Below are 22,426 nucleotides of genomic sequence, written 5' to 3' on the forward strand. Positions count from 1 at the left end.
GTCAGTACTTCGAGGCTAGGGAATCGAGGGGAAGGGCGGGCGCGACCTGGATCAGGCAATCGCCGTCGTCGCTGCGGGCGATGGAGCGCAGGCAGACGACGGTGCCGGCTTGCAGGCTGGTCAGGGCGCGCGGCGCGGTATCGGGTCGGGCGGGTTCCATCAGTTGGCCGACGCGCTGGCGCGCATTGATCTGTTGTCCCAGTTCGACCGCGGGCACGAACACGCCGGCCTCGCTGGCGCGCACGGTGGCGGCGGGGACGTCCAGGTCGTAGAGGCGGACTTCGGGGTGGCGCGCGGGCGGCCGGTCGGGCAAAAGGCCGAGTTCGCCCAGGCAGCCCAGCAGGCCGTCGCGGCAGCGGTCGACCAGCGCCTGGCTGGTTTCGCGGCCCCCGCCGATCTCGGCGCTCAGGCGCAGCACCCCGTGGCGGCTGGCGGCGGCCGGCATGGAGCCGGACTCCGTGCCGCGGAAGTACATGCAATCGGGCAGCCCGAAGGCGCGCGCCAGGGCGGGCAGGCGTTCGTCGTAGGCATCATTGCCGTAGCGCGTGATGACCGACGAGGGCAGGTAGCGCAGCGACGCGCCGCCGCTGTGCACGTCCACCAGCGCCTGTATGCGCGGCAACAGCCGGGCTTCCAGCGCGGCGGCCACGCTCTCCGTGTAGCCGCGCGCGGGGGCTCCCAAAAAAGCGCGGTTGAGGTTGCCGCCGTCGGACGGCGACAGGCGCGTGCCTGCCAGCGAGGCCTCGGCGTTGGCCGCGGGCAGCAGGTAGACCGTGCCGCGCCGCAGGATGCCGGGCAGCAGGCGCCACAGTTCCAGGATGGCGGCCTGGCCTTCCCATTCGTCGCCATGCACGCCCGCCATCAAGGCGACGGCGGGGCCAGGCCCCGCCTCGATCCGCAGCATCGGTATGGTGACGCGCCGGTAGGCCGACGCGTTGGTCGCCGCGGCGCAGGAGAAGTCCTCGCGGCTTACCGTGGCCATGCGGCGGCTCCTGCGCGTGTGGGGATCCGGTTCAATCCAGCGTGGTGCCGGCGGCCTTGATGATGCCTTCCCATTTGGGCAGCTCCTTGCGTATCTGGTTCTGTACGTCCTGCGGCGTGCCGCCCAGCGGTTCCTGGGAGCGGCTGCGCAGTTCCTTGCTGACGTTGTCCGAGCGCAGCGCCGCGTTCATCGCCGCGTTCAGCCGCGCGATGACCTCGGGCGGGGTGCCGGCGGGCGCGACCAGCGCGCTCCAGGCTGATTGTTCGTAGTCGGGATAGCCTTGCTCCGCCACCGTCGGCACGTCCGGATTGGAGGCGGCGCGGGTCTTGGTGGTGACCGCCAGCGCGCGCAGGCGGCCGTCCTTCAGGTTGCCGATGAGCGGCGGCAGGTTCTCCATCATGGAATCGACATGGCCGCCCAGCAGGTCGGACAACTGCGCAGCCGTGGCCTTGTACGGGATCTGGCGCACGGCGGCGCCGGTCTGGGCGATGAAGAGCTTGACCCCGACTTCGCTGGTGGTGCCCGGGTCGGCCGAGGTCATCGTCAGGCGCTCCGGCTGGGCGCGGCTGGCTTCGATGAACCCCTTCAAGTCGCGATAGGGCGAGGACGCGTTCACCACGATGACGTTGGGCGTTTCGGCCACCAGCCCGATGGCGGCGATGTCGCGGTCCAGGTCGTAGAGTTGCTGCTTGAACAGGAACCGGTGCAGCACCAGCGTGCCGACGTGGGCATAGCCGATGGTGTAGCCGTCGGCCGCCGCGCGCGCCACAGCCTGGGTGCCGATGCGGCCGCCCGCGCCGACGCGGTTTTCCACGACCACGGGCTGGCCCAGCTGGCGGCTCATTTCCTGGCCCACCAGTCGTGCGGTGATGTCGGCGTTGCCGCCCGCTGCGGCCGGCACGATCAGGGTGATGGCGCGTTCCGGATAGGCGGCCAGCGCGACGGGCGCGGCCAGGCTGAGCAACAGGGAGGCAAGACAGGCGGTGCGTTTCATGGCGTTTCCCCAGGCATTGAGAGCTGCGCCATTGTGCGGTCGCGGCCCGGGGAATACGTTTGTTTCAATGAGATGGATGTTCAAAAAAACCTAAGACTTGTCCGCGATGCGCCGGTCTGCGGTCCGTCCCAGCCCATGGCCTACCGCCGCGGCCGCCAGCGCACACAGGGCGCCCAGCACGGCGATCAGGGCCGCGCCATAGCCCAGCATGTCCACGCCTGCCTTGACCCAGCCGCTGGCCGCGTCGCCCGCCCGGTAGACCACGGTATCGATGACGTTCTTGGTCTTGTACTTGTCTTCTGGCGAAACCGCCGTGAACAGCATTTCCCGCCCCGGCCGGATCAGCGCGTACTCGCCGACCCGGCGCACGATCATGGCCGCGGCCAGCACGCCGAAGACGGGAAAGGCCGCCAGCGCCAGGAAAGCGGCCGTCATCGTCAGCGGCACGGCGGTCAGCAGGAAGCGCAGCCCCAGGCGGGTGGCCACGCGTCCGGTGATAAAGAGCTGCGACAGCAGCGACAGCGCCTGCACCGTGAAGTCCAGCGCGCTGAAGACCCGGATGCGTTGCGCCGTGTCGGTGAAGGCATCCGCCACCAGCCGCGCCTGCTCCATGTAGAGAAAGGTGTTGAGCGTGGCCAGCAGGATCACCAGCAGCGAAATTCCCAGCAGGAAGGGAGACTGGAAAATGCGCGAGAGGCCCGCCAGGATCGAACCCTCCAGCGGCCTGCGCATGTCGTCCGCGGCAGCATCCTCGCGGTGGGCCGCACGCCAGCGCAGCAGCCAGCGCTTGAGGGGCAGGGTGGCGGTCAACAGCAGCGCCGACAGCAGCAACAGGCCGGCGGGACCGAGCACGCCAGCCAGCAGGCCGCCCAAAAGCGGGCCGGCCAGCCCGCCGGCGCTGGCGCCCGCGGCGATCAGCGCGAACAGGCGCTTGGCGGAATCCATGCGGAACACGTCGGCCATCAGGCTCCAGGCGATGGAGACGACGAACAGGTTGAAGACCGACAGCCACACATAGAAGCTGCGCGCCGCCCAGACGCTGCCGGGCCGCAGATGGAGCAGGGCGGCGAAACCGGCCATGCTGAGGGCGAAGGCGGCATAGACCCAGGTCACCAGCATGGCGCGAGGCACGCGCGCCGACAGCCAGCCGAACAGCGGCACCACGGCCAGCATGGCGACGAAGGTCGCGGTGAAGAGCCATTGCAGCTGGTCGACGCCCGCCTGGATGCCCATGGTCTCGCGTATCGGCCGCAGCATGAAATAGCCGCAGAACAGGAAGAAGAAAAACGCGAAGCCGCAGGCTGCCGGCGCCAGTTCCTCCTGGAGTATGCCCAGCGCCTGCGCGGCGCGGGCTTGCAGGCTGCCGGGGGCCGACGCCATGGCGTCAGGCCAGCAGGGCAGCGATGCGTTCCCGCATGGCGGCGTCCGGCAGCGGCCCGAAGCCGGCCTGCGCGTTGTCCGCCATGTTGGCCGGCTTGGAGGTGGCCGGAATGACGGCGGTGACCGCGGGATGGCCGATGATGAATTTCAGGAAGATCTGCGCCCAGGATCCGCAATCGAGCTCGGCGGCCAGCGGCGGCAGCGCCATGCCCTTGACCCGGCGGAACAGCGCGCCGTCCTGGAACGGGCGGTTGATCAGCACTGCGACACCGTGGGCCTGGCAGGCGGGCAACAGGCGTTTTTCGGCGCCGCGGTCGGCCACGGACAGGTTGACCTGCAGGAAATCGGGCTTTTCCCGTTCCACCAGTTCGGTCAGCTCGTCGTGGGCGTGGTCGGTGTAGTGCGTGATGCCCAGGTAGCGGATCACGCCTTGCTGTTTCAGTTCGCGCAGCAGCGCCAGTTGGTTGGCGGTGTCGATCAGGTTGTGCACCTGGACCAGGTCGAGCTTGTTGCTGCCCAGCGCCTGTTGCGATTGGCGCACCTGGCGCATGGCCGATTCGTGGCCCTGCGTGCCGATCTTGGTCGCCAGGAAGGTCTTGCTCCGCAAGCCGCCGTCGCGCGCCAGCAGCGCGCCGGTGACCGCTTCCGCCTGCCCGTAGCTGGGAGCCGTGTCGATCAGCTTGCCGCCCTTTTGCAGCAGCGTGTCCAGCACCTGCGCCAGCGGCGCCATGGCGGCCTTGTCCGCGGGGGGCACGTTGAAGGTGTCGGCGGTGCCCAAGCCGATGACAGGCAGCGCCTCGCCAGAGGCGGGTATGTTCCGCCTGTGCATGGGCGTCACCACGCTGAGGGCGCGAGCCGGCCAGGCGGAACCGGTCAGGGCGGCGGCGGCAGCGGTCTGGAGGAAGCGGCGGCGGTCGGGCATGGCGTGGCTCCAGCGGGAGGGGGCGGGCGCGGCAAAGAAAAAGGGCCTGCACGTGAATGTAGGCCCAAGATAAAGAAAAAGAGCCTACACGTGAATGTAGGCCCAAGATAAAGAAAAAGAGCCTACATGTGAATGTAGGCTCTTTGTGCCGCTTTGGCAGCGTTTCGATTACTCGCGGTTGCCGCCGAAGATGCCCAGCAGCATCAGCAGGTTCGAGAAGACGTTGTAGACGTCCAGGTAGATGGCCAGCGTGGCGGACACGTAGTTGGTTTCGCCGCCGTTGACCACGCGCTGCAGGTCGACCAGCATGAAGGCCGAGAAGATGACGATGGCCAGGACCGAGATGGTCAGCATCAGCGCCGGCAGCTGCAGGAAGATGTTGGCCAGGGCCGCCACCAGGATCACGACCGCGCCGATGAACAGGAATTTCTGCAATCCCGACAGGTCGCGCTTGATGGTGGTGGCCAGCGTGGCCATCGTGCCGAACACGATCGCGGTGCCGCCGAAGGCCGTCATGACCAGCTGCGAGCCGTTGCTCATGCCCATGACGAAGCCCAGCAGGCGCGACAGCATCACGCCCATGAAGAACGTGAAGGCCAGCAGCAGGACCACGCCCAGCGAGCTGTTCTTGTTCTTTTCGATCGCGAACATCAGGCCGAAGGCGCCCACCAGGAACACGATGGCGGACAGGCCGGGGCTTGCGCCCATGATGCGGTTGATGCCGGTGTACATGCCCACGGCCGCGCCCAGCACGGTCGGGATCAGCGAGAGCGCCAGAAGCCAATAGGTGTTGCGCAGCACCTGGTTGCGCGCGACCTCGCCCGGCGCGCCGGCCACGGCGCCGGAACGGTTAAAAGGGGACGGACGATATTCGTTCATTGAGAACTCCTGTGTGCGGCAGAGTAATGGTTGCCTAGAAGGCTTAGATGGGAAGGATACCTTACAGTTCCCTGAAGAATCCAGTTCTGCCTAGGATTAGACCAGAGGCGGGAAATAGGTTCCAGACGGGTCAACCCGGCCTGACGTCCTGCAGCACCCGGGCGACGATGCGCGGCAATTCCGCGTCCATGCGGGCCTGGATCTGTTCGATGGCTTCGGCCAGGGCCTCGCGCATCAGCTGTTCGACCTCGGCCTGCAGGCGGGCGCTCAGAACCGTGGCGTCCGGCGCGGCATAGGGCGTAGCAGGGACGGCGGCTGCCGGTGGAATGATATCAGGGGACGCATGGTCGCCGTCCGCCACTTCCGTCAGGAGCGGAAAGGCGTCGTCGTCATGATCCTGCGCGCCATCGTCGGCCAGTTCGGTCAGCACGGGCATGTCCGCGTCGTCCGGGGAAGCCGGCGGGTAGAGCGCGGGCTCGGCCCGCTGGGTCAGGGTAGGGATGCCGGGGTCGGCGTGGCGAGAGGGCATGATGGCTCCCGGATGATCGAGGTGGCGCGCCGCAAGGCCGGCGCGTTCAGCCGTCCGGCTGCTGGCGGCTGAGGTCGTGGCTTTGCGGCGTGTGGCCCGCGGCCAGGTAGGTTCGCCAGCGCTGGCGGGCGGCCTGCTTGTCCTCGGGGTCATCCGAGACGATTTCAAGCAGGCGCTCGAAGGCTTCGAAACCCGGAGGGCAGTCGAGGTCCAGGTTCAGCAGCCAGGACGGCTGGGGCTGTCCGCCCTGGCCCGCCGCGGCGGCCGCCTGTTGCGGATCGCCGGCGGTGAGAATCACCGGGGTCTCGCCCGCCAGCGGATCGTTGGCCAGCACGTGCGGCACGAAAGACGTGTCGTCGAAGGCCCAGAGCATGCGGTCGAACGCGGCCAGGCGGGAGCCATCCCTACAGTACACCACCAGCCGCTGCCCTGCCAGGTAGCGCTTGCGCACCACCTGGCAGGCGGTGCGCAAGCGGTCGGGCGCGCCGAAGGCGAAGTCGATGCGCGTCATGCCGGGTTCCGTTGCTGCCGTTTCAAGCCTGGTCCAGCAGGTACTGCATCAGGAGCGGCACGGGGCGGCCAGTGGCGCCCTTGTCCTTGCCGCCGCGCCAGGCGGTGCCGGCGATGTCCAGGTGGGCCCAGCGGTACGAGGTGGCAAAGCGCGACAGGAAGCAGGCCGCCGTGACCGCGCCCGCCGGAGGACCGCCGATGTTGGCGAGATCGGCGAAGTTGGACTTGAGCTGTTCCTGGTAGGCGTCGTCCATCGGCATGCGCCATGCGGTGTCCAGCGACTGGCGGCCGGCCGCGGCCAGCGCGTCGGCCAGGGCGTCGTCCTTGGAGAACAGGCCGCTGTTGACGTTGCCCAGGGCCACCACGCAAGCGCCGGTCAGGGTGGCGATGTCGATGACGGCGGACGGCTTGAAGCGTTCGGCGTAGGTCAGCGCGTCGCACAGCACCAGCCGGCCTTCGGCGTCGGTGTTCAGGATTTCGATGGTCAGGCCGGCCATGCTGGTGACCACGTCGCCCGGCTTGTTGGCCTTGCCGCTGGGCAGGTTTTCGCAAGCGGGGATCAGGCCCACCACGTCCAGCGGCAGCTCCAGTTCGGCCAGGGCGCGGAACGAGCCCAGCACGCTGGCGGCGCCGCACATGTCGTACTTCATTTCGTCCATGGTGGCGGCGGGCTTGAGCGAGATGCCGCCGGCATCGAAGGTGATGCCCTTGCCGACCAGCACAATGGGGCCTTGCGCGCCCTTGGCGGTCTTTTTGGCGGTCTTGCTGCCGGCATGGCGCAGGACGATGAAGCGCAGCGCTTCCTCGGAACCGCGCGCGACCGACAGGAACGAGCCCATGCCCAGCGCTTCGACCTGCTTGCGGTCCAGCACTTCCACCTTCAGCGACTTGAACTCGCGGGCCAGGCGCTTGGCCGTTTCGCCCAGGTAGGTCGGCGTGCAGATATTGCCGGGCAGGTTGCCCAGCGTGCGGGTCAGGTCCATGCCGTTGGCGATGGCGCCGCCTTCGCGCAGGCCCTTCTGGGCCTGGGCCGCGTCGGCGCGCTCGACCACCTGGACGATCTTCTTGAGCTTGGGACGGGCGTCGCGGTCGGGTTTGCCGAAGCTGGCGTCGTAGTGATAGGTGGCGTTGCCGGCTGCGATCGCGGCGCTGCGCGCGCGCGCGATGACGGCCACGTCCGCGATCGGGTTGGCGACCAGCGTGGACACGCCTTCGGCCAACTGGGCCGATACGCAGGCCGCGGCGAAGGCCTGCTCGGCCGAAGCGTGGGCGCGGGCCGAATATTCTTCCTGCTTGCCCAGGCCGACCAGCACCACGCGCTGCGCGGACACGCCGGGCAGGTTGCGCAGGGTCAGCGTGGAGCCGGCGCGGCCGCGGAACTCGGCCTTGACCACCGAACGCACGGCGCCGTTGGAAGCGCGGTCGATGAGATCGGCGGCGGGGCTCAACACGCCTTCCGCATAGACCCCGACGGCCAGGGCGGCGGTCTTGACTTGGTGCAGGGAAGCAGTGGTCTGTGTGCTAAATTCCATGAGGGTTTCCCGTGTACGTCTGTGTAGAATGCGGTCGATTATCCCGCATATTCTCCCATGTCTCTATTCAAACGCTCTGTCGTCAGCGAGATCACCAGTCACGCTGGCGTTGTCTTTTCCACGTTGCTCATCGTATGGCTCAGCGTGCTGCTCGTGCGCCTGCTCGGCGAAGCCGCGGGCGGCAACATCGGGGCGGACGTCGTGGTGGTGCTGGCCGCGCTGTCGACCATCACCGCATTGCCGACCATTCTTGCGGTCTCCGTCTTCATCGCGGTCCTCACCACCGTCACCCGCAATTACCGCGAATCCGAAATGGTGGTGTGGTTCGCCAGCGGCCTGTCGCTGGCCGATTGGTTCCGGCCGGTGCTGCGCGTCGCCATCCCGGTGGCGCTGGCGGTGGCGGGGCTGACGCTGGTGGCGGCGCCCTGGGCGTACCGCCAGATCGGCGAATACCATGAACGCTTCGAGCAGCGGTCCGACCTGTCCAAGGTCACGGCCGGCCAGTTCGCGGAATCGTCCGGCGGCAACCGTGTGTTCTTCGCCGAGGATCCCCTGGAACCCAGCGACGAACTGGGCAACGTGTTTGCGCGCGAAAATGGCCCCGAATGGCTCAGCGTGCTGACCGCCAGCAAGGCCCACAGCGAAACTTTGCCCAATGGCGACCGCTTCCTGGTGCTGGGCGAAGGCCATCGCTATGACCTGAAGCCGGGCACCCCCGAGATCCGGCTGGTGCACTTCGACAAGTACGGCCTGCGCCTGGAAAGCAAGTCGGGCGGAGATCCCGTGGCCGAAGCGCGCGCCAACGCGGAACGTTCCGCCAAGGCGCGCACCACCTCGCAACTGATCGCGGACAACACCAACAGCAGTTGGTCGCAAGTGATGTGGCGGGTCTCGCTGCCGCTGGCCGCGCTGAACCTTGCGCTGCTGGCGATTCCGCTGGGCGCCGTCAATCCGCGCCTGGGGCGTTCGGGCGACCTGCTCATCGCCGGCCTGGTGGGCCTGCTCTACATGAACCTGATGAACCTGTCGCGCGCCTGGATCTCCAACGGCAAGCTGAGCTTCGGCGTGGGCGTGTGGGCGATCCATGCCTTGGTGGCGATGCTGACCTTCTTCCTGCTGATGCGGCGCTTGCGCGTGAAGGCGCCCAAGAACAGCGCCTGACGCCGGCACATCCAACGCCTTGCGGCCCGCCCAGCGCGGGCCGCGGCTTTTTCAGGGTAGGTACTTCATCGTGCCGCCCTTGCCGGCCAGCAGGTCGGCGTTCTTTAGCACCGACTTGCGGATGAATTCCCACAGGGCCGTCACGCGCTTGAGCTTGCGCAGGTCTTCATGGCAATACATCCAGAACGAACGCGTGATCTCGACCTCGTCCGCCAGCACCGGCGTGAGCCGCGGGTCCTGCGCGGCGATGAAGCAGGGCAGGATCGCCAGCGACTGGCCCTGCAGCGCGGCGTGGTACTGCGCCACCACGCTGGTGCTGCGCAACACCACCTTGCTGGCGGGCAGCAGGTCTTCCAGATAGCGCAGCCGCTCGCTGAACAGCAGTTCGTCGACGTAGCCGATGAAGGTGTGGTCGGCCAGGTCCGCGCGCTCGCGGATCGGCGGGTGGCTGGCCAGATAGCCGGGCGTGCCGTACAGGCGCAGCGTGTAGTCGCACAGCTTGCTGCACACATAGGGGCCGCGCTGGGGGCGTTCGATGGTGATGGCCAGGTCGGCTTCGCGCTTGGACAGGCTGACAAAGCGCGGCACCGGTAGGATGTCCAGCGTGATGTGCGGATAGCGCCGCTGGAAGTCCGCCGCCAGCGGCGTCAGCACATAGCTGCCGAAGCCCTCGGTGGCACCGATGCGCAAATGCCCCGACAGCGCCTGGCCGATGCCCGACAGGTTTTCGCGGGCGGAGTGCACCGTGCTCTCCATCTGTTCGGCATGCACGAACAGGCGCTGGCCGTCTTCGGTCAGCACGAAGCCCGCGCTGCGCGACTTCTCGAACAGCAGGGTGTCCAGCTCCGCTTCCAGCGCGCGGATGCGCCGCGACACCGTCGTGTGCTCGACGCCAAGCTTGCGCGCCGCGGCGCTCACCCGCTGGGTGCGGGCCACTTCCAGGAAATATCTCAGGCTGTCCCAATCAAGCACTTTCCGGCTCTCCAGGCCCGGCTGCGCGCTGCGCCGCCGGTCAAATTTTCCTTGTGCATTCATGCACAAGGAATGTGCATTTCTAGTGTTGCTTGTTGATTTTCACACATCTACACTGGGTCGGCGGGCTTGGGGCCTGTAGCCAGGCTCTCCGGGGTCTGAACCCCCCCCGGGACCGCAGGCCGCGAAGACGGCGCCATAACGCATAAAACTCAGGAGACAAATCCATGAAATTGCACGCACGCGGGCTGGCCGTAGGCTTGTGTCTGGGCGCCGCATTGGTCGGCCAGGCGCAGGCGGCGGATAAGCCGCCAGTGAAGATCGGCATTCTGACGGACATGTCTGGCACCTACGCCGGCATGGGCGGGCCTGGTTCGGTGGCGGCGGCGCAGTTGGCCATCGACGACTGCCTGGCCGCGGAATGCAAGGGCATGAAGATCGAGCTGGTGTCCGCGGACAACCAGAACAAGGCCGACGTGGGCGCGGCCAAGGCGCGCGAATGGTTCGACCGCGACGGCGTCACCGCCATCGCCGACCTGACCAATTCCGCGGTGGCGCTGGCGGTGCAGGGCATCGCGCGCGAAAAGAACAAGGTGGTGATGTTCTCCGGTCCCGCCACCACGGCGCTGACCAACAAGGAATGCTCGCCGGTGGGCTTTCACTGGATGTTCGACACCTACTCGCAGTCCGCGGGCGGCGCCAAGGCCACGGTGAAGGCGGGCGGCAAGTCCTGGTACTTCATCACCGTGGACTACGCCTTCGGCCACTCGCTGGAAGCCGACACGGCCAAGGCCGTGCAGGCGCTGGGCGGCACTGTGGCCGGCAGCGTGCGCCATCCCCTGAACGCCCCGGACTTCGCGTCCTACCTGCTGCAGGCGCAGGCCTCCAAGGCCCAGGTCGTGGCCCTGGCCAATGGCGGCCAGGACACCGTCAACGCGGTCAAGCAGGCGCGCGAATTCGGCATCGTGGCCGGCGGCCAGCGCCTGGTGTCGCTGCTGATTTTCCTGTCGGACCTGCGCGCGCTGGGCCTGGAAAGCGCCCAGGGCCTGTCCTACGTGGACGGCTTCTACTGGGATTACGACGATGCCACGCGCCAGTGGTCCGCGCGCTTCGAGAAGGCCTTCCGCGGCCTCAAGCCGACCATGACGCAGGCGGGCGTGTACTCCAGCGTGCGGCATTACCTGCGCTCGGTGGCCGCATCCGGCAGCACCGACGGCAAGGTGGTGGCCGACAAGATGCGCGCCCTGCCCATCGAGGATCCGATCATGCGCAACGCTTCCATCCGTCCCGATGGCCGTGTGATCCACGACATGTACCTGTATGAAGTGAAGAAGCCGTCCGAGTCCAAGGGTGGTTGGGACTATTCCAAGCTGGTGGCCACCATTCCGGCCGCCGAAGCCTTCCAGCCGCTGGCGGATTCGAGCTGCCCGCTGGTCAAGAAGTAAACCCGGGGCGCCGGCAGGCCCTTGCCGCCGGCGCCTCACCATCCATGTATGCGGATTCCATCCGCATCGACCATGCAGTGTGAGGAGCATCAAATGAGTGAAGTCCCCCGCGTTCCGCTATTGATCGGCGGCAAGCTCGTGCAGTCCAAAACCACCGAATGGCGGGACGTGATCAATCCCGCTACCCAGGAGGTCGTCGCCAAGGTGCCCTTCGCCACGCGCGAAGAGCTGGACCTGGCCGTCTCCAACGCCAAGGAGGCTTTCAAGACCTGGCGCAACAGCGGGCAGGGTGCTCGCATGCGCGTCATGCTGAAGTTCCAGGAACTGCTGCGCGCCAACTCCGGCAAGCTGGCCGAAATGATCACCCGCGAGCACGGCAAGACCCTGCCGGACGCCGAGGGCGAAGTCGGCCGCGGCCTGGAAGTGGTGGAGCACGCTTGCTCCATCGCCAACCTGCAACTGGGCGAATACGCCGAGAATGCCGCTTCCGGCATCGACGTCTACACGCTGATCCAGCCGCTGGGCGTGTGCGCGGGCATGACCGCGTTCAACTTCCCGGTCATGCTGCCTTGCTTCATGTTCCCGATCGCCGTGGCCTGCGGCAACACCTTCGTCCTCAAGCCTTCCGAGCAGGATCCGACGTCCTCGCTGTTCCTGGCGCAGCTGGCGCTGGAAGCCGGCCTGCCGCCGGGCGTGCTGAACGTGGTGCACGGCGGCCCGGAAACCGCCAACGGCCTGTGCGAACACCCCGACATCAAGGCGGTCTCGTTCATCGGCTCGACCCGCGTCGGCACCGAGATCTACAACCGCGCCTCCGCCGCCGGCAAGCGCTGCCAGTCCATGATGGGCGCCAAGAACCACTGCGTGATCCTGCCGGACGCCGATCCCGAGGTCGCGCTGAACCAGCTGGTGGGCGCTGCCTTCGGCGCTGCCGGCCAGCGCTGCATGGCCTCGTCCGTGGCCGTGCTGGTGGGTGAAGCCCGCAACTGGCTGCCTGATTTCGTCGAACGCTCGAAGAAGCTCAAGGTCAATTCCGGCATGGACCGCGAGGCCGATCTCGGTCCCCTGGTTTCGCCCAACGCCAAGAAGCGCGTCGAAAGCCTGATCCAGAAGGGCGTGGACGAAGGCGCCAAGCTGCTGCTGGACGGCCGCAGCCTGAAGGTCGCCGGTTTCGAGCAGGGCAACTTCGTGGGCCCGACGATTTTCGACGGCGTCACCGAAAACATGACCATCTACACCGAGGAAATCTTCGGGCCGGTCCTGTGCGTGGTGGGCGTTGAAACGCTGGAGGACGCGGTCGCGTTCATCAACCGCAATCCCAACGGCAACGGTGTGGCGCTGTTCACCCAGGATGGCGGCGCGGCGCGCTACTTCCAGAACAACATCGACGTCGGCCAGGTCGGCATCAATGTGCCGATCCCGGTGCCGGTGGCCTGGTTCAGCTTCACCGGTTCGCGCGGTTCCAAGCTGGGCGACCTGGGCCCCAACGGCAAGCAGGCCGTGCAGTTCTGGACGCAGACCAAGACCGTCACCGCGCGCTGGTCGGCCCATGCCAAGAGCGTGAACACCACGATCTCGATGCGCTGAACTGGGGACGCCTTGCATGTAAGCTTATATAAATAAGTTATATAACAAGGCGCCCTTATTACTTATAATTGGCCCGTCTAACAGGGGCCAATTCATGAACCTGCAGCAATTTCGTTTTGTCCGCGAAACCATCCGGCGCGACTTCAATCTGACCGAAGCCGCCCGGATGCTCTACACCTCGCAGCCCGGCGTTTCCAAGGCGATCATCGAGTTCGAGGACGAACTGGGCATCAAGATCTTCGAACGGCACGGCAAGCGCATCAAGGGGCTGACCAAGCCCGGCCTGGCGGTGTCGCAGGTCATCGACCGCATCATGCGCGAAGTGGACAACCTGAAGAAGGTCAGCGACGAGTTCGCGCGCCGCGACGAGGGCGGCCTGGTCATCGCTTGCACCCACACCCAGGCGCGCTATCTGCTGCCCCGCGTGATTCCCGCATTCCGCAAGCAATTCCCCAAGGTGCACCTGTCGCTGGCCGAAGGCAGCCCCGCGCAACTGGCCGAGATGGTCCTGCACGAACAGGCCGACCTGGCACTGGCGACGGAATCACTGGCCTTGACGCCGGGCCTCGCGACCTTGCCGGTCTATGCCTGGGAACACACCGTGGTGGTGCGCCCGGATCATCCCCTGGCCGAACTGACCTCCAGCGCCGCCAAGCGCCTGTCGCTGGCGCAACTGGCCGAATATCCCATCGTGACCTATGACCGCGCCTTCACCGGCCGCAGCACCATCGATGAGATCTTCGCCAACCAGGGCATCCATCCCGACATCGTGCTGGAAGCCATCGATGCCGACGTCATCAAGACCTATGTCGACGTGGGCCTGGGCATCGGCATCATCGCTGGCGTGGCCTACGATCCGCGCCGCGACAGCAATCTGGTGGGCCTGCCGGTGGGCCATCTGTTCGGCACGCATACGACCCGCGTGGGCGTGAAGGCAGGGGTGTTCCTGCGCGACTACGTCTACACCTTCCTGGAGATGCTGGCGCCTTCGCTGACTCGCGCGGTGGTGACGGAAGCGGTGCAGGGGACGCCCAAGTAGCAGGCCGTTTCCTCGGGGATCAGAGGCGCGACGCCGTTGGGCGGCGCGCCTTTTTCTTGCCGCGACACGGTCCGCCCTATCCCCTCCCATATGCTCATAAAAATAATTAAATAAGAACGGATCTCATTTGAGTTGACTAAAAAATAGGAATCATTATCATTACATCCAGTCTCAACGACCCAGTGAGGTTCATCATGACGGCAGGATTAAGTGCAGTGGTAGTGGGCGCCGACCGCCTCGGCAACATTCCGGATCTGCTCAAAGGGCACAACATTTCGATCACGCACCACATCAGCGGGCGTGATCCCTCGCATCAAAAGAAGACGTTGCAATTGCCCTCGGGCACCCAGCTGGTCATCCTGCTGACCGACTTCCTGGGCCATAACGTCATGAAAACCTTCCGCAACGCCGCGCAACGTGGCGGTATCCGGGTCGTCGCTTGTCGGCGTTCGGTGTGCAGCATGCAGCAGGCCCTGCAGCAATGCGGCCTGTGCCAGCGGGCAGGCTCGGTGCACTGAAAACACGGTCTGCCGCCGCCTAACAAAAACTGGGGAGGCCGGAACGGCCTGCGGCCCAAAACGCCGCGAAGAGATGTAAAAAAACGCCGCCGGACTGGAAAGTCCGGCGGCGTTTTGCTTGTGGCGGGGAGAGCCTGGCGGCTATCCTGGGAGCGTATCAGTTGGAGGCGCGGGCGGAAGCCATCAGGCTGTTGTCCAGGCGGCGCGCGCCGTTGTAGCGCTTGGACCAGTAGGCCATGGTCATGTTTTCCACGCGGACCACGCCGCCGGCGCTGGGCGAGTGCACGAAGCGGTCGTCGCCCAGGTAGATGCCCACGTGCGAGTAGCGGCGGCCCAGCGTATTGAAGAAGACCAGGTCGCCGGCCTTCAGTTCGTTCTTGGCGATCGAGACGCCTTGCTGCGCCATTTCGGCGGCGTTGCGGGGCAGCTTCAGGCCCAGCGAGCGTTCGGCGGTGTACGTGACCAAGCCGCTGCAGTCGAATCCGGTGTCGGGGGAGTTGCCGCCGAAGCGGTAGCGGATGCCAAGATGGTTCAGGGCTTCGCTGACCAGGGCGTTGTCGCTATTGACGCCCGAGTGGGTCTTCTGGCGTTCGCGCTTGAATTTCTGGCTTACCAGCACGCCGATGGGATCATCGGAGGTGGCGACCCATTCCGTCTCGTAGGGGTCAATCTCGGACGTATGGGCGGTTGACTTTTGATTTGTAGCGGCACAACCTGCCAGACCCACCACGCATGCAACCAACGCCAGCAAGCGCAGACCGCGAGTTGCTTGGCCGGAGGAAGGATTCAGTCTCGCGTGGTTGGAGTGTCGATGCATGCGCCTGGGGGTGATTTGCAGATAACGGCAAAAAACACGGAATTCGCCGTGAATGTGGCCGAGATGTCAGCAAAATCAACATTGTTCTACAACTTCGCGGGGATTCTACCAAACTTTTAAGACCAGTTCGTTACGAAACCGGCGTTAATGTCCATGCAGCGTGGACATTTGGTAGAACATTTTGACTTGCGGCAAGCCTCGTGCAAGGTTTGCCTACCAGAATGGCCGAAGGATCGGAGAAGAAATCAATCAGCCTTAAGGCCTAAGAAAGATAACAGGAGACATAAATGCAAAAAACCCGGGATTTCCATTACCGCTCGATACACGACCGCGACGCTTTCTGGCGGGAAGAGGCCGGCCGCATCCACTGGGAGACGCCTTTCGAGTCCGTGCTGGACTTCTCCCGGCCGCCGTTCGCCAAGTGGTTCACGGGCGGGCGCACCAATCTCTGTTACAACGCCGTCGACCGCTGGCTGCCGACCCAGGCCGACGCGCCGGCCCTGATCTGGGTGTCCACCGAGGTCGACCGGGAGCGTGTCTACACGCGCCAGGAAATGTACGAAGAGGTCAACGCCGCCGCGGCCATGCTCAAGGAGCTGGGGGTGGGGCGCGGCGACCGGGTGCTGCTGTACATGCCCATGGTGCCGGAAGCCGTGTTCACCATGCTGGCGTGCGCGCGGATCGGCGCGGTGCACTCGGTGGTGTTTGGCGGCTTCGCCTCGGTCAACCTGGCCCAGCGCATCGACGACGCGGCGCCCAAGGTGGTGGTCTGCACCGACGGCGGTTCGCGCGGCGGCAAGGTCGTGCCCTACAAGCCCCTGCTGGACCGCGCACTGGCGCTGGCCAAGACGCCGCCGGCCTCGGTGGTGGTGTTCGACCGCGGCCTGGCGCCGTTCGAACCCGTCGCAGGACGCGACCTGGATTACGCGACCCTGCGCCAGCGGCATCTGGGCGCGCGAGTGCCTGTGGAATGGTTGGAGTCCTCGGAGCCCAGCTACATCCTCTATACCTCCGGCACCACCGGCAAGCCCAAGGGCGTGCAGCGCGATACCGGCGGCTACGCCGTGGCGCTGGCCTCGTCCATGGAATACCTGTTCGACGGCCGCGCTGGCGATACCTTCTTCTGCACCAGCGACATCGGCTGGGTGGTCGGCCACTCCTACATCATCTACGGCCGCCCTGATCGGCGGGCAGGCGACGGTGCTGTATGAAGGCACGCCGGTGCGTCCGGACGGCGCCATCCTGTGGAAGCTGGTGGAGCAGTTCGGCGTGAACACCCTGTTCTCGGCGCCGACGGCGGTGCGCGTGCTCAAGCGCCAGGATCCGGAGCTGCTCAAGCGCCACGACCTGTCCTCGTTGCGCGCGGTCTACCTGGCGGGCGAACCGCTGGACGAGCCGACCGCGCAATGGATTTCAGGGGGCCTGGGCAAGCCCATCATCGACAATTACTGGCAGACGGAATCGGGCTGGCCGATCCTGTCGGCCCAGCCTGGCGTGGAAAAAGTCCCGACGCGCTTCGGCAGCCCGTCGTTCCCGGTGTACGGTTTTGACGCGCGCATCGTCAGCGAGTCCACCGGCGAGGACCTGGGCCCCGACCAGAAAGGCGTGGTGGCCATCGTGCCGCCGCTGCCGCCGGGCGCCATGTCCACCATCTGGGGCGACGATGAGCGTTTCGTGCAGACCTACTTCACGTCCATTCCCGGCCGCCAGGTGTATTCGACCTTCGATTGGGGGCTGGTGGACGCCGACGGCTACTGGTTCATCCTGGGCCGCACGGACGATGTGATCAACGTGGCGGGCCACCGGCTGGGTACGCGCGAGATCGAGGAATCCGTCAACAGCCACAACGCGATTGCCGAGTGCGCGGTGGTGGGCGTGGCGGACTCGCTCAAGGGCCAGGTCGCGATGGCGTTCGCCGTGCTCAAGAATCCCGCCGGGGCCGAGACTGAAGAAGGGGCAAAGCGCCTGGAAGGCGATATCATGCGGCTGGTGGAAGAGCAGCTGGGAGCGGTGGCGAGGCCCGCCAGGATCCGGTTCGTGGGCGCATTGCCCAAGACCCGTTCCGGCAAGGTCCTGCGCCGCGCGATCGTCGCGGTATGCGAAGGACGCGATCCCGGCGATCTGACCACCATAGAAGATCCCACCGCCCTGGAACAAATAAAGGAGTCGCTGCAATGAATACCAAGCCCGTGCTGAGCGCCGAAGACGTCAAGAAGATTTTGGCTGCGGCCGAAGCACACGCCCTGCAGAACAAGTGGGCCGTCACGATCTCCGTGGTCGATGATGGCGGCCATCTGCTGGGCATGCTGCGCCTGGACGGCGCGGCTCCGATTTCGGCGCACATCGCGCCGGCCAAGGCCAAGACCGCGGCGCTCGGCCGCCGCGAATCGCGCGTCTACGAGGAAATGATCAACAACGGCCGCTACTCGTTCCTGTCGGCCCCCTTGATCGACGGCCTGCTGGAAGGCGGCGTGCCGGTCGTGGCCGATGGCCACGTGGTCGGCGCGGTCGGCGTGTCGGGCGTGAAGTCGAGCGAAGACGTGCTGATCGCTCAAGCTGGCATCGCCGCCCTGGGCCTATGAGCCACGGCGAGCCGTCGGATGCGCCGGCCGGCGCGTCCGCGCAGAACGCCGGGCCAGGGGGCGACGGCCCCCTGAATCCCGGTGTGGCCAAACGCGAGGTCTGGGCCTGGGCCATGTACGACTTCGCCAATTCCGGCTACACCACCGTGATCCTCACGGCGGTGTTCAGCACTTATTTCGTCGGTGTGGTCGGCGGGCGCGCCCCGTGGGCCACGCTGGCCTGGACCGCGGCGCTGTCGCTGTCCTACCTGCTCATCATGCTGACCATGCCCACGCTGGGCGCCCGCGCCGATGCGCGCGCCAGCAAGCGCCGCTTGCTCTTTACGAGCACGGTGGGCTGCGTGGCCGCCACGCTGGTGCTGACGCAGGCTGGGCCTGGGGACGTCTGGCTGGCGCTGGCCGCCATCGTCGTTTCCAACTACTGCTATTGCGTCGGCGAGTCCGTGGTCGCGGCCTTCCTGCCGGAACTCGCGCGGCCCTCCGCGCTGGGGCGGGTTTCGGGCTGGGGCTGGAGCTTCGGCTATTGCGGCGGCATGCTCACGCTGGGCCTGTCGCTGGTGGTCGTGACGCTGGCCGAGGGGCGCGGTGAAACCGCCGAGCATTTCGTGCCGTGGGTGATCGTGGTCACCTGCGCGGTGTTCGCGCTGGCGGCGCTGCCATCCTTCTTCCTGCTGCGCGAACGCGCGAAGCCGCAGGCCGGCAAGCAGGAAGCGCTGCACATGCTCAAGCGCCTGGCCTATGCCTGGCGCGAAACCGGCCAGCATTTTCCGGAGTTCCGCCGCCTGCTCATGTGCATCGCCTGCTACCAGGCGGGGATTTCGGTGGTAATCACGCTGGCGGCGGTCTATGCCTCGGAGGTCATGGGCTTTACCACGCCGCAGATCATGCTGCTGGTGTTCACCGTGAACATCGGCGCGGCGGCCGGCGCGTTTTCGTTCGGCTACGTGCAGGACCGCATTGGCCACAAGCCGGCGCTGGCCCTGACGCTGTGCGGCTGGATCCTGATGGTGCTGGTGGCCTACGCCGCCGTGACCGCGCCCGTGTTCTGGGTCGCCGCCACCTTGGCCGGGTTGTGCATGGGCACCACGCAGAGCGCCGGCCGCGCCATGACCGGCGCCCTGGCTCCCGCCGGCCGTCTGGCCGAGTTCTATTCGCTGTGGACCTTCGCGGTGCAGTTGGCCGCGGTGATCGGTCCGCTGACCTACGGCCTGGTGACCTGGGCCACGCACGGCAACCACCGGCTGGCGATCCTGGTCACCGGCCTGTTCTTCGTGGGCGGCCTCATCCTTTTGTCGCGCGTGGACGTGAAGCGCGGGCTGGAACGGCGCGCCGCCTGAGGCGTGCGGGTCGCGCAGGCTGCTATCCTTATGGACTGTCCGGTGCCGCCGCGTCGAGAGCGCGGCGGCACGCCTTGATTACCCCGCGCCGGCCTTGCGCCGCGGGCTCCGGCCCGCATTTTGCGTAAGGTGCCCGTAAGAGCGTGGCGATACGGTTGCGGTTGGGTAATGAACAAGCGGCACAAACAAACAGAATTACCGATTGGAGACAAAGATCATGTCGAACGCTATTGAGTCCGTACTGGTGGAAACCCGGGTGTTCCCGCCGCCCGAGCGCGCTGCGGAAGGCGCCGCGATTCCCAGCATGGAGGCCTACAACGCGCTGTGCGCGCAGGTCGAGAACGATTTCGACGGATTCTGGGCCGGGCAGGCGCGCGACAACCTGCAATGGACCAAGCCGTTCACGCAGGTCCTGGACGAATCGGACGCGCCGTTCTACCGCTGGTTCGGCGATGGCGAACTGAACGTGTCGGCCAACTGTCTGGACGTGCACCTGACCAACGGCAACGCTGACAAGACCGCCATCATCTTTGAAAGCGACGACGGCAAGGTCAACAAGGTCAGCTACCGCGAATTGCTGGCGCGCGTCTGCCGCTTCGCCAATGGCATGAAGGCGCTGGGCTACAAGAAGGGCGACCGCGCCATCATCTACATGCCCATGTCGATCGAAGCCGTGGTGGCCATGCAGGCCTGCGCGCGCCTGGGCGTGACGCACTCGGTGGTGTTCGGCGGCTTCTCGGCCAAGAGCCTGCAGGAGCGCATCATGGACGTGGGTGCGTCGCTGGTCATCACCGCCGACGAGCAGGTGCGCGGCGGCAAGACCATACCGCTCAAGCCCGCGGTCGAGGAAGCCTTCACCATGGGCGGCTGCGAGGCCGTGACCAAGGTCATCGTGTACCGCCGCACCGGCGGCAAGGTGCAATGGAACGAAGGCCGCGACCTCTGGATGCATGACGTCGAGGCCGGTCAGCCCGACACCTGCGAGCCCGTGCCGGTCAACGCCGAGCATCCGCTCTTCATCCTCTATACCTCCGGCTCCACCGGCAAGCCCAAGGGCGTGCAGCATTCCTCGGCAGGCTATCTGCTGTGGGCGCTCTTGACCGTGAAGTGGACCTTCGACGCCCGCAAGGACGACGTGTACTGGTGCACGGCCGACGTGGGTTGGGTTACCGGCCACACCTACATCACTTACGGCCCGCTGGCGGCGGGCCTGACGCAGGTGGTGTTCGAAGGCGTGCCGACCTATCCCAACGCCGGCCGCTTCTGGGACATGATCGCGCGCCACAAGGTCACCACGTTCTACACCGCGCCCACCGCGATCCGCTCGCTGATCAAGGCCGCCGAGGCCGCGCCCGAAGCGCATCCGCAGAACTACGACCTGGACAGCCTGCGCATCATCGGCACGGTGGGCGAACCCATCAATCCCGAAGCCTGGATGTGGTATCACAAGAACATCGGCCGCGAGCGCTGCCCCATCGTGGACACCTGGTGGCAGACCGAGACCGGCGGCCACATGATCACGCCGCTGCCGGGCGCCACGCCGACCAAGCCGGGTTCCTGCACCTTGCCGCTGCCGGGCATCGCCGCGGCCATCGTCGACGAGACGGGTGGCGATGTGGAGCAAGGCAATGGCGGCTTCCTGGTCATCAAGCGTCCGTGGCCGGCCATGATCCGCAACATCTGGGGCGACCCGGAACGTTTCAAGAAGAGCTACTTCCCCTCGGAACTGCGCGGCTACTACCTGGCAGGCGACGGCGCGCAGCGCGATGCGGACGGCTATTTCTGGATCATGGGCCGCATCGACGACGTGCTGAACGTGTCCGGCCACCGCCTGGGCACGATGGAAGTCGAATCCGCGCTGGTGGCGCACGAGCTGGTGGCGGAAGCCGCCGTGGTGGGCCGCCCGGACGACACGACGGGCGAAGCCGTGGTGGCCTTCGTGGTGCTCAAGCGTTCGCGTCCGGAAGGCGACGAGGCGCAAGCCATCGCCAAGGTGCTGCGCGACTGGGTGGCCAAGGAGATCGGCCCCATCGCCAAGCCCAAGGACATCCGCTTCGGCGACAACCTGCCCAAGACGCGCTCGGGCAAGATCATGCGCCGCCTGTTGCGCGTGGTCGCCAAGGGCGAGGAAATCACGCAGGATGTTTCCACGCTGGAGAACCCGGCCATCCTGGACCAGTTGGCCAAGTCCCTGTGATCGTTCCCGTCCACTTGATGGACGGGAACGGCCCGCCTGCGGCCGCCGGAGGCGGCAAGGCAGGCGCATAATGTCATACGCCCGTATCGGAACCGCCGGTACGGGCGTATTTGCTTTTTCGCGTCCAGGATTTCCCCTACGGAGCCGTGCCAGTGAGCCGCAGCAGTTTCGATCGTGCAGGGCTAGCCCTGATGTTCAGCACCATCCTGGTCTGGGCGGGCAGCTGGATCGCGATGAAACTGATCGTTCCCTACATCGGCCCCTTCGACTTCGTGGCGCTGCGCTACGTCTCGGGCGGCCTGGTGCTGTTCGCGCTGGTCATCGCGCTGCGGCGGCCGCTGGCGATGCCGCCCTGGAAGCTGACCTTGTTGATCGGCCTGACGCAGACGGCCGGATTCCAGGGCTTTGTGCAGACCGCGCTGGTGTCGGGCGGAGTGGGCAAGGTCTCGCTCATGGCGTACACGATGCCGTTCTGGGTGATCCTGTTCGCATGGTGGCTGCTGGGCGACCGCCCCACCGCGCGCCATGGACTGGGTATCGGGCTGGCCGCCATTGGCCTGGTGTGCTTCGTCGAACCCTGGAACGGCCTGGGCGATATCCGTCCCGTGCTGCTGGGGTTGGGCAGCGGCCTGTGCTGGGGCGTGGGCACCGTGCTGTCCAAGCGCATGTTCGAACGCCATGCGCCCGATGTGATGACTTTCACGGCCTGGCAGATGCTGCTGGGCGGCCTGGTCATGACGCCGGTCGCTTTTCTTGTGCCGCAGATGCCCGCCCAGTGGGGCTGGCAGCTATGGGCCGGCATGACCTACATCGTGCTGATCGCGACGGCCGCGGGCTGGCTGCTTTGGCTGCTGGTGGTGCGCCTGGTGCCAGCGTCTATCGCGGGCCTGTCCAGCCTGGGCGTGCCGGTCGTGGCGATGCTGTTCGCCTGGGCGCTGCTGTCCGAGCAGCCTACCGCGGCCGAGCTGGGCGGCATGGTGCTGATCCTGGCCGGCATCTGGGTCGTGAGCCGCGCGGCGCCGGCGGCGCGCGCCGAATAAACG

19 protein-coding genes and 1 pseudogene are annotated in these 22,426 nt (G+C 66.4%); 10 read left to right on the forward strand and 10 right to left on the reverse strand.

Annotation, left to right across the window (positions count from 1 at the left end; genetic code table 11):
- Position 1: 1 nt before the first annotated feature.
- The 8 genes from ACM1PE_RS03600 to ACM1PE_RS03635 form a co-directional block, all read right to left on the reverse strand.
- Entirely contained in the window at positions 2-982 is a 981-nt protein-coding gene (locus ACM1PE_RS03600; protein ID WP_251877378.1) for a succinylglutamate desuccinylase/aspartoacylase domain-containing protein, read from the reverse strand.
- 31 nt (positions 983-1,013) lie between these two features.
- On the reverse strand, positions 1,014-1,976 hold the full coding sequence (locus tag ACM1PE_RS03605; RefSeq protein ID WP_419342557.1) for a Bug family tripartite tricarboxylate transporter substrate binding protein: 963 nt from the start codon (positions 1,974-1,976) through the stop codon (positions 1,014-1,016).
- 90 nt (positions 1,977-2,066) lie between these two features.
- Positions 2,067-3,356 (reverse strand): NTP/NDP exchange transporter, encoded by a 1,290-nt coding sequence (locus tag ACM1PE_RS03610; RefSeq protein WP_059374757.1) that lies wholly within the window; start codon positions 3,354-3,356, stop codon positions 2,067-2,069.
- 4 nt (positions 3,357-3,360) lie between these two features.
- On the reverse strand, positions 3,361-4,278 hold the full coding sequence (locus ACM1PE_RS03615) for an aldo/keto reductase (RefSeq protein ID WP_419342558.1): 918 nt from the start codon (positions 4,276-4,278) through the stop codon (positions 3,361-3,363).
- Positions 4,279-4,446: 168 nt separating this feature from the next.
- Positions 4,447-5,157, reverse strand: a complete 711-nt coding sequence (locus ACM1PE_RS03620) for a Bax inhibitor-1/YccA family protein (RefSeq protein WP_054450644.1) — start codon at positions 5,155-5,157, stop codon at positions 4,447-4,449.
- Positions 5,158-5,287: 130 nt separating this feature from the next.
- The gene (locus ACM1PE_RS03625) at positions 5,288-5,686 is read right to left on the reverse strand and encodes a hypothetical protein (protein ID WP_118931834.1); all 399 of its coding nucleotides are present in this window, start codon (positions 5,684-5,686) and stop codon (positions 5,288-5,290) included.
- Positions 5,687-5,732: 46 nt separating this feature from the next.
- Positions 5,733-6,197, reverse strand: a complete 465-nt coding sequence (locus ACM1PE_RS03630) for a DNA polymerase III subunit chi (RefSeq protein WP_059374751.1) — start codon at positions 6,195-6,197, stop codon at positions 5,733-5,735.
- 22 nt (positions 6,198-6,219) lie between these two features.
- Positions 6,220-7,728, reverse strand: coding sequence for a leucyl aminopeptidase (locus tag ACM1PE_RS03635; RefSeq protein ID WP_059374749.1), 1,509 nt, complete (start codon positions 7,726-7,728; stop codon positions 6,220-6,222).
- 57 nt (positions 7,729-7,785) lie between these two features.
- Between ACM1PE_RS03635 and lptF the strand changes: the two genes are divergently transcribed.
- Complete coding sequence (gene lptF / locus ACM1PE_RS03640) at positions 7,786-8,889, forward strand: LPS export ABC transporter permease LptF (protein WP_059374747.1); 1,104 nt, start codon at positions 7,786-7,788, stop codon at positions 8,887-8,889.
- 51 nt (positions 8,890-8,940) lie between these two features.
- Here lptF and ACM1PE_RS03645 read toward each other — a convergent pair whose 3' ends face one another.
- Complete coding sequence (locus tag ACM1PE_RS03645) at positions 8,941-9,861, reverse strand: LysR family transcriptional regulator (RefSeq protein WP_059374745.1); 921 nt, start codon at positions 9,859-9,861, stop codon at positions 8,941-8,943.
- Between the two features lie 227 nt (positions 9,862-10,088).
- Here ACM1PE_RS03645 and ACM1PE_RS03650 point away from each other — a divergent pair, with 227 nt between their 5' ends.
- The 4 genes from ACM1PE_RS03650 to ACM1PE_RS03665 all read left to right on the forward strand — a co-directional run bounded on the left by ACM1PE_RS03650 (position 10,089) and on the right by ACM1PE_RS03665 (position 14,450).
- Positions 10,089-11,306: an ABC transporter substrate-binding protein gene (locus ACM1PE_RS03650; RefSeq protein ID WP_059374743.1), complete on the forward strand. Its 1,218-nt coding sequence runs from the start codon at positions 10,089-10,091 to the stop codon at positions 11,304-11,306.
- A gap of 93 nt (positions 11,307-11,399) precedes the next feature.
- Entirely contained in the window at positions 11,400-12,893 is a 1,494-nt protein-coding gene (locus ACM1PE_RS03655) for a CoA-acylating methylmalonate-semialdehyde dehydrogenase (RefSeq protein WP_419342559.1), read from the forward strand.
- A 94-nt stretch (positions 12,894-12,987) separates the two neighbouring features.
- The gene (locus ACM1PE_RS03660; protein WP_054450660.1) at positions 12,988-13,932 is read left to right on the forward strand and encodes a CysB family HTH-type transcriptional regulator; all 945 of its coding nucleotides are present in this window, start codon (positions 12,988-12,990) and stop codon (positions 13,930-13,932) included.
- Positions 13,933-14,126: 194 nt separating this feature from the next.
- Positions 14,127-14,450, forward strand: coding sequence for a DUF2325 domain-containing protein (locus ACM1PE_RS03665; RefSeq protein ID WP_054451313.1), 324 nt, complete (start codon positions 14,127-14,129; stop codon positions 14,448-14,450).
- A 157-nt stretch (positions 14,451-14,607) separates the two neighbouring features.
- Here the strand turns inward: ACM1PE_RS03665 and ACM1PE_RS03670 are convergent, their stop codons facing one another.
- Complete coding sequence (locus ACM1PE_RS03670; protein ID WP_059374739.1) at positions 14,608-15,267, reverse strand: C40 family peptidase; 660 nt, start codon at positions 15,265-15,267, stop codon at positions 14,608-14,610.
- Between the two features lie 287 nt (positions 15,268-15,554).
- Here ACM1PE_RS03670 and ACM1PE_RS03675 point away from each other — a divergent pair.
- The 5 genes and pseudogenes from ACM1PE_RS03675 (at position 15,555) to ACM1PE_RS03695 (ending at position 22,423) form a co-directional block, all read left to right on the forward strand.
- Positions 15,555-17,445, forward strand: a pseudogene (locus ACM1PE_RS03675) (propionate--CoA ligase).
- Positions 17,442-17,849, forward strand: coding sequence for a GlcG/HbpS family heme-binding protein (locus tag ACM1PE_RS03680; protein ID WP_042792413.1), 408 nt, complete (start codon positions 17,442-17,444; stop codon positions 17,847-17,849). The pseudogene ACM1PE_RS03675 and the gene ACM1PE_RS03680 overlap by 4 nt, the downstream one beginning before the upstream one ends.
- Entirely contained in the window at positions 17,846-19,186 is a 1,341-nt protein-coding gene (locus ACM1PE_RS03685; RefSeq protein ID WP_059374734.1) for an MFS transporter, read from the forward strand. Before ACM1PE_RS03680 ends, ACM1PE_RS03685 begins: the two co-directional genes overlap by 4 nt.
- Before the next feature lie 217 nt (positions 19,187-19,403).
- On the forward strand, positions 19,404-21,383 hold the full coding sequence (acs, locus tag ACM1PE_RS03690; RefSeq protein WP_059374732.1) for an acetate--CoA ligase: 1,980 nt from the start codon (positions 19,404-19,406) through the stop codon (positions 21,381-21,383).
- A 152-nt stretch (positions 21,384-21,535) separates the two neighbouring features.
- Positions 21,536-22,423 (forward strand): DMT family transporter, encoded by an 888-nt coding sequence (locus tag ACM1PE_RS03695; protein WP_118931830.1) that lies wholly within the window; start codon positions 21,536-21,538, stop codon positions 22,421-22,423.
- The last annotated feature ends 3 nt before the right edge of the window (positions 22,424-22,426 follow it).

The sequence above is a fragment of the Achromobacter sp. PD1 genome, assembly GCF_048541815.1.
Classification (GTDB): domain Bacteria; phylum Pseudomonadota; class Gammaproteobacteria; order Burkholderiales; family Burkholderiaceae_B; genus Achromobacter; species Achromobacter bronchisepticus_A.

What these genes read in the sequence shown, in the direction of transcription:
- ACM1PE_RS03600 (WP_251877378.1), bottom strand. Translation starts at nt 982, where the DNA reads ATGGCCACGGTAAGCCGCGAGGACTTCTCCTGCGCCGCGGCGACCAAC.
- ACM1PE_RS03605 (WP_419342557.1), bottom strand. Translation starts at nt 1,976, where the DNA reads ATGAAACGCACCGCCTGTCTTGCCTCCCTGTTGCTCAGCCTGGCCGCG.
- ACM1PE_RS03610 (WP_059374757.1), bottom strand. Translation starts at nt 3,356, where the DNA reads ATGGCGTCGGCCCCCGGCAGCCTGCAAGCCCGCGCCGCGCAGGCGCTG.
- ACM1PE_RS03615 (WP_419342558.1), bottom strand. Translation starts at nt 4,278, where the DNA reads ATGCCCGACCGCCGCCGCTTCCTCCAGACCGCTGCCGCCGCCGCCCTG.
- ACM1PE_RS03620 (WP_054450644.1), bottom strand. Translation starts at nt 5,157, where the DNA reads ATGAACGAATATCGTCCGTCCCCTTTTAACCGTTCCGGCGCCGTGGCC.
- ACM1PE_RS03625 (WP_118931834.1), bottom strand. Translation starts at nt 5,686, where the DNA reads ATGCCCTCTCGCCACGCCGACCCCGGCATCCCTACCCTGACCCAGCGG.
- ACM1PE_RS03630 (WP_059374751.1), bottom strand. Translation starts at nt 6,197, where the DNA reads ATGACGCGCATCGACTTCGCCTTCGGCGCGCCCGACCGCTTGCGCACC.
- ACM1PE_RS03635 (WP_059374749.1), bottom strand. Translation starts at nt 7,728, where the DNA reads ATGGAATTTAGCACACAGACCACTGCTTCCCTGCACCAAGTCAAGACC.
- lptF (WP_059374747.1), top strand. Translation starts at nt 7,786, where the DNA reads ATGTCTCTATTCAAACGCTCTGTCGTCAGCGAGATCACCAGTCACGCT.
- ACM1PE_RS03650 (WP_059374743.1), top strand. Translation starts at nt 10,089, where the DNA reads ATGAAATTGCACGCACGCGGGCTGGCCGTAGGCTTGTGTCTGGGCGCC.
- ACM1PE_RS03655 (WP_419342559.1), top strand. Translation starts at nt 11,400, where the DNA reads ATGAGTGAAGTCCCCCGCGTTCCGCTATTGATCGGCGGCAAGCTCGTG.
- ACM1PE_RS03660 (WP_054450660.1), top strand. Translation starts at nt 12,988, where the DNA reads ATGAACCTGCAGCAATTTCGTTTTGTCCGCGAAACCATCCGGCGCGAC.
- ACM1PE_RS03665 (WP_054451313.1), top strand. Translation starts at nt 14,127, where the DNA reads ATGACGGCAGGATTAAGTGCAGTGGTAGTGGGCGCCGACCGCCTCGGC.
- ACM1PE_RS03670 (WP_059374739.1), bottom strand. Translation starts at nt 15,267, where the DNA reads ATGCATCGACACTCCAACCACGCGAGACTGAATCCTTCCTCCGGCCAA.
- ACM1PE_RS03680 (WP_042792413.1), top strand. Translation starts at nt 17,442, where the DNA reads ATGAATACCAAGCCCGTGCTGAGCGCCGAAGACGTCAAGAAGATTTTG.
- ACM1PE_RS03685 (WP_059374734.1), top strand. Translation starts at nt 17,846, where the DNA reads ATGAGCCACGGCGAGCCGTCGGATGCGCCGGCCGGCGCGTCCGCGCAG.
- acs (WP_059374732.1), top strand. Translation starts at nt 19,404, where the DNA reads ATGTCGAACGCTATTGAGTCCGTACTGGTGGAAACCCGGGTGTTCCCG.